This is a genomic window from Streptomyces sp. NPDC059456 (assembly GCF_042750055.1).
Classification (GTDB): Bacteria; Actinomycetota; Actinomycetes; order Streptomycetales; family Streptomycetaceae; genus Streptomyces.
In genome coordinates this window covers 1-6,512 of sequence record NZ_JBHYVA010000002.1, presented here as the reverse complement: position 1 = coordinate 6,512, position 6,512 = coordinate 1, and the positions used below count along the sequence as shown (strand labels likewise).

The 6,512-nt window shown below is 75.7% G+C and carries 7 protein-coding genes; all 7 read left to right on the top strand.

The features are described from left to right. The coding region (locus tag ACFXA3_RS00635; RefSeq protein ID WP_385179967.1) for a LuxR C-terminal-related transcriptional regulator at positions 1 to 594 on the top strand (594 nt) is incomplete at its 5' end. A gap of 308 nt (positions 595 to 902) precedes the next feature. Then, positions 903 to 3,845, top strand: coding sequence for a class IV lanthionine synthetase LanL (gene lanL, locus ACFXA3_RS00630; RefSeq protein WP_385179964.1), 2,943 nt, complete (start codon positions 903 to 905; stop codon positions 3,843 to 3,845). Then, a complete protein-coding gene (locus tag ACFXA3_RS00625) occupies positions 3,842 to 5,686 on the top strand; it encodes an alpha/beta hydrolase family protein (RefSeq protein ID WP_385179961.1) in 1,845 nt (614 codons plus the stop codon). Before lanL ends, ACFXA3_RS00625 begins: the two co-directional genes overlap by 4 nt. Further along, positions 5,686 to 5,808: an ALQxL family class IV lanthipeptide gene (locus ACFXA3_RS00620; RefSeq protein WP_385179958.1), complete on the top strand. Its 123-nt coding sequence runs from the start codon at positions 5,686 to 5,688 to the stop codon at positions 5,806 to 5,808. The genes ACFXA3_RS00625 and ACFXA3_RS00620 overlap by 1 nt, the downstream gene beginning before the upstream one ends. A gap of 115 nt (positions 5,809 to 5,923) precedes the next feature. After that, positions 5,924 to 6,040, top strand: a complete 117-nt coding sequence (locus ACFXA3_RS00615; protein ID WP_384711987.1) for an ALQxL family class IV lanthipeptide — start codon at positions 5,924 to 5,926, stop codon at positions 6,038 to 6,040. Between the two features lie 66 nt (positions 6,041 to 6,106). Continuing rightward, positions 6,107 to 6,220 (top strand): ALQxL family class IV lanthipeptide, encoded by a 114-nt coding sequence (locus tag ACFXA3_RS00610; RefSeq protein WP_385179955.1) that lies wholly within the window; start codon positions 6,107 to 6,109, stop codon positions 6,218 to 6,220. Positions 6,221 to 6,292: 72 nt separating this feature from the next. Further along, complete coding sequence (locus ACFXA3_RS00605) at positions 6,293 to 6,409, top strand: ALQxL family class IV lanthipeptide (RefSeq protein ID WP_385179953.1); 117 nt, start codon at positions 6,293 to 6,295, stop codon at positions 6,407 to 6,409. Positions 6,410 to 6,512: the final 103 nt, after the last annotated feature.

Genomic DNA, 6,512 nt, shown 5'->3' with positions numbered 1-6,512 from the left:
GTGCTCCGCCGCGGCGGGGGGGGCGGGGCGGCGGGCGGTGCGGGTGGGGTGAGACCTGGTCGCGGCGGGGGCGGGGCCCCGGGGGGGCGCCCCCCGGGGTGGCCCGTCAAGGCCGGGCTGGCGCACCTGGTCGCGGCACGCTCCGAACGGAGCCTGGGGCGCGACGAGGCGTTCGCCCGGGCGGTCCGCGCTGCGGAGGAGCAGTTCGAACGGGCCGGCGCGCACGCGCTGCGCAGCACGGCGACGGAGCTGCGCGGCTCGCTCCCGCCCGCACCGTCCCCCTCGTACTCCCCGCCCTCCCCGTCCTCGGTCGGCCCGGACGGTGACGGGCCCGGCCCCGCGGGACGTGGCGGGGAGGAACGCCTCGCGGACCGCGCGCCGTCCCTCCTGCGGGCCGCCGGCCCGGCGGACTCCGTCCTGTCCGCCCGGGAGCGCGAGATCGCCGACCTGGTCCTCGAAGGGCTCACCAACCAGAAGATCGCCGCGCGGCTGTTCGTCAGCGTCCGCACCGTGGAGACGCATCTGACGCGCGTCTACGGCAAGTTGGGCATTGCCCGGCGCGGGGCGCTCGCCCGGGCGCTGGACTCCGTCTGACGGCCCGGCAGCAGCCTGTGACCGCCGCACACGGTGCGGCACGCTCGTTCACCGGCCCCGGAGCCTTCCGCAGCACTGCGGGAGCGCCCCGGGGCCGGCCCGTTTCACGGTCCCTCGTACGGACGTTGCCGGGGACCCCGTACGTACGTGTCGTGGTTTCCCGCAGTCTCCCCGCTGCCTGACCAATACGGGTGCACCCTGCGGGAATCCACGATCTGTGGCGCGCACCCGCCGCATTAGCGTCCTTCCTGTGCCCGGCAGACGCCGGGGAACACGGCCCCCCACCCACCGACGTGCCGGGGCGAGGCATGCCTCGCCGGCTGGCGGACGCGGTGGCGCGGCCGGTGGAGCAGACGGACGGGAGGCAGCTGGTGCAGCAGGTCGAAGGGGCGGGCGGGAAGCCCGGGGTGGCCGGCGCGGCGGACGGTTTCCGTCTGCAGGGCCTGGCACTGGCGGTCCTCGCCGAGCACGGTGCACACGACTGGACGGTCACCGAGGACGACGCCTGGTGCCGGGTGATGCCGCCCGGGCGGGACGAGCGGATCCAGGGCTGGAAGCTGCACCTGTCCGCGACCCGGCTGTCGGCGCCCGAGGTGGTGCACCGCGCGGCGACCGTCCTGGTCGCGGCCGGCTGCGGCTTCAAGTTCGCCAAGAACATCGCGGTGGTCGAGGAGATGACCTCGGACCGCTACGACCGCGCCCAGTGCGGCAAGATCGTCACCTGCTACCCATCGGACGACGAACAGCTGCGCCGGCTCGCCGCCGCCCTGGACGAGGCCACCGCCGGACTGCCCGGCCCGGCCATCCTCTCCGACCGCCGGCTGCGCCCGGGCAGCCTGGTGCACTACCGCTACGGCGTGTACGGCGGGGTGCCGGTGCTGACCAACGACGGCAGCCACCAGCTTCGGGTCCAGGCCCCGGACGGCACCACCACGGAGGACCTGCGCAAGCCGTGGTTCTGCCCGCCGGCCTGGGCCGTGTCACCCTTCCCCGCGGAGTCGCCGGCCGCCCCGTCGGCCCCCAGGACGCCGGGGCCGGTCCTGCTCGCCGGCCGGTACGAGATCCGTGAGGCGATCCGGCACTCGGCCCGGGGCGGCATCTACCGGGCGCTCGACCACCGGACCGGAGCGGAAGTCGTGGTCAAGCAGGCACGGGCGCACGTCGGCACCCGGGTGACGGGCGAGGACGCCCGCGACGCGCTGCGCCGCGAGTCCGCCGCTCTGACGGAGCTCGACGGGATCGCCGCCGGGCACGTGGAGCTGTTCGATCTGGACGGCCACACCTTCCTCGTCCAGGAGTCCCTGCCCGGGAGCACCCTCGCCCAGTGGGTGCAGGACGAGCTGGACCGCACCGACCGCACGGCGGGCCTCGAACCGGCGCGGGTGGTGGAGACGGCCCGCCGGCTCGGCGCACTGCTGGCCCAGGTGCAGGACCGGGGGATGGTCTACCGGGACTTCACCCCGAACAACATCATCGTGGGGCCCGACGGCGGGCTGCTGCTGATCGACCCCGAGCTGGCGGTCCGGCCCGGGCAGTGGGCCACCCGCGGCTACACCGAAGGGTTCGCCGCGCCCGAGGCGGTCCACGGGCCGCGGTTCGGCCCGGTGCCCGGCCCGGAGTCGGACCTCTACTCGCTCGGCGGGGTCCTCTTCTACCTGGCAGTGGGCACCGCGCCCACGTTCCCCAGGAGCCGGCCCGAACCGTCCTCATCCCGGCTGCGGCTCACCGGGCTGCTCACGATGAGCGGGGAGCGCAACCGGGCCGCCCGCCTGCTGGCGCCGGCCGTGCTCGGCCTGACCCATGACGAGCCGGCAGCGCGTTGGAGCCTCGCCCGGCTGGGCGAGTTCCTGGACGGGCTCGACGTCGACGCCCCCATCGCGGTGCTGCCGGAGGTCGGCTCCGGCAACGACCGGCTCCGGGCGGCCGGTTCGCCCGAGGGCGGCGCGGACCGCTGCCTCCCCGCCGACCGCTGCCTCCCCGCCGACCGTTACCTCCCCGCCGACCGGCTCGGCACCGAGCTCCAGCAGCGTCTGGTCGACGACGGCCTGGCCCATCTGCTGGCCACCCTCCCGGAGCCGGGCGACGATGTCCCGCGCCTGTGGCCCAGTACCGGATTCGGCAGCAGTTCCGACGCCTGCAACGTGCAGCACGGCGCCGCCGGCGTGCTCGGCCTGCTGACCCTCGCCGACACCCACGCCGGCCCCGCCGGGGACCGCGACGAACTGCGCGCCGCCCTGTCGCAGGTGGCCGGCTGGCTCGACCGGCGCCGCACCCAGGTGTCGACGGTGCTGCCCGGGCTCTACTTCGGCCGCGCCGGCACCGCCTGGGCGCTGCACGACGCCGCCCGCCGCCTCGACGACCCGGAACTGGCCGAACGCGCGGCCGGGTTGGCCCTTGCCCTCCCCGTCCGCTGGCCCAACCCGGACGTCTGCCACGGCGCCGCCGGCAGCGCGCTCACCCAGCTCCACCTGTGGCACGCCACCGGGCGCGAGGAGTTCCGCCGGCGGGCGGCCGAGGCGGCAGACGGCCTGCTGGCCGCCGCCGAGTACGACGGCGACCGGGTGTACTGGCCGGTCCCCAAGGACTTCGACTCGGCCCTCGCGGGCATCCGGCACCTCGGCTTCGCCCACGGCGTCGCCGGTGTCGGGTACGCCCTGCTGGCCGCCGCCCGGGCCACCGGCGAGCGGAGGTACCTGGATGCCGCCGTCGACGCCGGCAACACCCTCGTCTCGGAGGCCGAACGAGGCCCGTGGGGGGCCCGCTGGCGCACCGACCGCGACGACGCCCCCGGCAGCGGGATGCTGTACCACTGGTGCAGTGGGGCGTCCGGTGTCGGTACGTTCCTCGTCCGGCTCTGGCAGGACACCCGGGACCCCGCCCATCTGCGTGCCGCCGAGGAGGCCGCGGTCGCGGTCCGCGGCGCGCGGTGGACCTCCCCGACCGCGGCCTGCCACGGACTGGCCGGCAACGGCGAGTTCCTGCTCGACCTCGCCGACGCCGTCGGCGGACCGTACCGCGACTGGGCGCAGGAGCTGGCGGCGTCGCTGTACGCCCGGCACGCCGACCGGGACGGCCGCCTGCTCATCGCGGACGAAAGCGGGACGGAGGTCACCGCCGACTGGAACGTCGGTCTGAGCGGCGTCGTCGCCTTCCTGCTCCGGCTGCGGCACGGCGGTCCGCGTCCGTGGATGGCCGACGGACCGGTGTTCCCCCAGGGTGGGCCGGCCGACCGTACGCAGGTGCGGCCGTGAGCGCCCGTACCGCGGCCCTGTCTGCGGACGGCCGCCGGTCCGCACCGACCGAGGCGGAGGTGACGGTCCGCAGCAGCTTCCGGTTCTCCGCCGACGGTCTGCGGGCGGCGTGCGTGGCCACCGGCACCGACGGGCGCCACTTCGCCGAGGGCTGGCGCCTGGGTCCGGCCGGTCCCCGTCTCGACCTGCGCACCGAACTGGGCAGCGACCCCGCCTGGACCCAGCTCCTCCCGCTCGACGGCACGAGCGTGCTGGCCTCCTGGCACGGGCGGGGCGGGGCGCAGTCGCTGGCCCGGCTGACCGCCGACGGGCACCGTGACAGCGTCTCCGTGCCGGGCGGGCGTCCGCTGCGGCTGCTGCCGGCGCCCGAGGGGTCCGGACTCCTGGTCCTCGGGGTGAGCGGCGGCGCGGCGCGTGACACGCTCGTCCTCTCGGTGCGCGGGGACCGGCCCCGGTTCGAGGTGGCGGCCCGGGTGGACGGCACGCTGCTCGGCGGGACCGTGCTCGGCCACCGGGTGCTGTTCACCCGGCTGCTCGACGACGTCCCGCGGCCGGTCGTGCTCGACCTCCGCGACGGCGGGCTCCGGGACCTGACGGCGCACAGCGGGCCGGCCCACCTGCTGGCCGCGGCCGCGGGACGGGTGCTGCTCGCCCGGTTGACCCCCGAGGCCAACCGGCTCGCCCTGGCGGACCTGGACGGTGACGCGCCGCTGCGCGCGGTCCACGGCGACACCGGTCTCCCCGGCACCGTCCACCCGCTCGCCCTGGACCCGGACGGCGACCGGCTGGCCCTGCTCACCACGTCCGGGGCCAGGTCGTTCCTCACCGTTCTCGACCCGGTCTCGGGCACCGCCCGTCAGATCGACATGCCGCCGGGAGACCTGCTGCCGTTCGCGGCGTGGACCGAGCACGGGCTGTGGCTGCCGCACTCCGACCCGGGCCGGCCGCGCACCTTCGGCTGGGTGCCACCCGCCGGTACCGCCCTCGAACTTCCCGAACCGGCCCGGCCCGGCCACCAGCCGGCCCGCCTGGAGACCTTCCCCGGCGCGGACGGCCCCGTCGAGGCCGTGCTGTACGGGCCCGACTGGCGCACCGCCCGGCAGGTCGTGCTGGCCCTGCACGGCGGCCCCAACAGCCGCTGGACCCTGGGCTTCGACCCGTTCCTGCAAGCACTGGCCGCGGCCGGCCCGGCGGTGGTCGCGCTGAACCCGCGCGGCAGCACCGGCTACGGCGCCGCCCACACGCTGGCCATCAGCGGGGCGTGGGGCGGTCCCGACCTGGCCGACGTCACCGCCGTCGGACGCTTCCTGATCCGCGAGCGCGGTGCGGAGCGCGACCGGCCGGCCCTGTACGGGGTCAGCTACGGCGCCTTCCTGGCCCTGCTGGCAGCGGCGGCCGAGCCCGACGGCTGGACGGCCTGTGCGGCCGTGGCGCCGTTCCTGTCCGGTCCCCGGCTGCACGCCGACGGCTCGGCGCAGGTCCGCGGCATGGTCGAGCGACTGGACGGGCTGACCCCCGTACGGGACCGGCTCGGTCCGCGGGACGTGGAACGGTTGGCCCCCGCCCTGGCGGCGCCGCTGCTGCTCGTCCACGGCACCCGCGACGACTCGGTGCCGGTCGGCCACTCACGGGCGCTGGCGGCACGGCTGACGTCCCTCGGCCGCCGCCCCGGCACCGACTTCCACTACCTCGAACTTCCCGACCGCGGCCACGCCGTGCTCGGGTCCGGAACCGCCGATCCGGTCGTCGCACCGGTCGTGCGGTTCCTCACCGGGCAGGGCCGTCCCGCCCCGCCCGGGTCCGTACCGGCACCACAGGACACGAAGGGAGGTGATCAGTGATGGAGCTCGACCTCGACGCCCTGCAGCAGCTGCCCGCCGAGGAGCAGCAGGCCGGCGTCTGCCGCTACACCTGCTGCGTTTCAAGGATGGGAACCGGAACCGGGGACACCACCGAGGCGTGAGGAAGGTCCGCCGAAGCGGACCCCTCGTCCCGGGCGGACCCCTCGTCCCGTCCCCGCGGCGCCCCTCCCCGGGACACCGCCGCACCCACCACCCCCTGGAAGGAGGTGATCACCCATGGAGCTCGACCTCGATGCCCTGCAGCAGCTGCCCGCAGAGGAGGAGCAGACGACCATCTGCCGCATCTCCTGCAAGGTCAGCTGCGACATCACCTGCACCGCCACCGGCGCGTAGGTCCCGCACCACCCCACGGACGGCGAACCCGCCGAACCACACCCCCTTTCGGAAAGGAACACCGTCATGGAACTCGACCTCGACGCCCTGCAGCAGCTGCCCGCCGAGGAGCAGCAGGCCGGTGTCTGCGGTTACACCTGCAAGGTGACCTGCCCTTCCACCCAGCCCGACGCGTCGTGACGGCGGTCCGGTGAACCGGACCTCCCCACCTCCCGCGGCACCCCGTCCGACCCCTTGAGAAGGAGATCAACCATGGAACTCGACCTCGACGCCCTGCAGCAGCTGCCCGCCGAAGAGGAGCAGGCCGGCATCTGCGGCTACTCCTGCCGGGTCTCCTGCAGGAACACCTGCGGCATCACCGGCGCGTAAGTCCCGCACCACCCCACGGACGGCGAACCCGCCGACCACACCCCCCTCGTCACACGCGGAACGCACACAACGCATACGCCGCCGGGGCATAGTTGCCCGGCAT

What these genes read in the sequence shown, in the direction of transcription:
- lanL (WP_385179964.1), top strand. Translation starts at nt 903, where the DNA reads ATGCCTCGCCGGCTGGCGGACGCGGTGGCGCGGCCGGTGGAGCAGACG.
- ACFXA3_RS00620 (WP_385179958.1), top strand. Translation starts at nt 5,686, where the DNA reads ATGGAGCTCGACCTCGACGCCCTGCAGCAGCTGCCCGCCGAGGAGCAG.
- ACFXA3_RS00615 (WP_384711987.1), top strand. Translation starts at nt 5,924, where the DNA reads ATGGAGCTCGACCTCGATGCCCTGCAGCAGCTGCCCGCAGAGGAGGAG.
- ACFXA3_RS00610 (WP_385179955.1), top strand. Translation starts at nt 6,107, where the DNA reads ATGGAACTCGACCTCGACGCCCTGCAGCAGCTGCCCGCCGAGGAGCAG.
- ACFXA3_RS00605 (WP_385179953.1), top strand. Translation starts at nt 6,293, where the DNA reads ATGGAACTCGACCTCGACGCCCTGCAGCAGCTGCCCGCCGAAGAGGAG.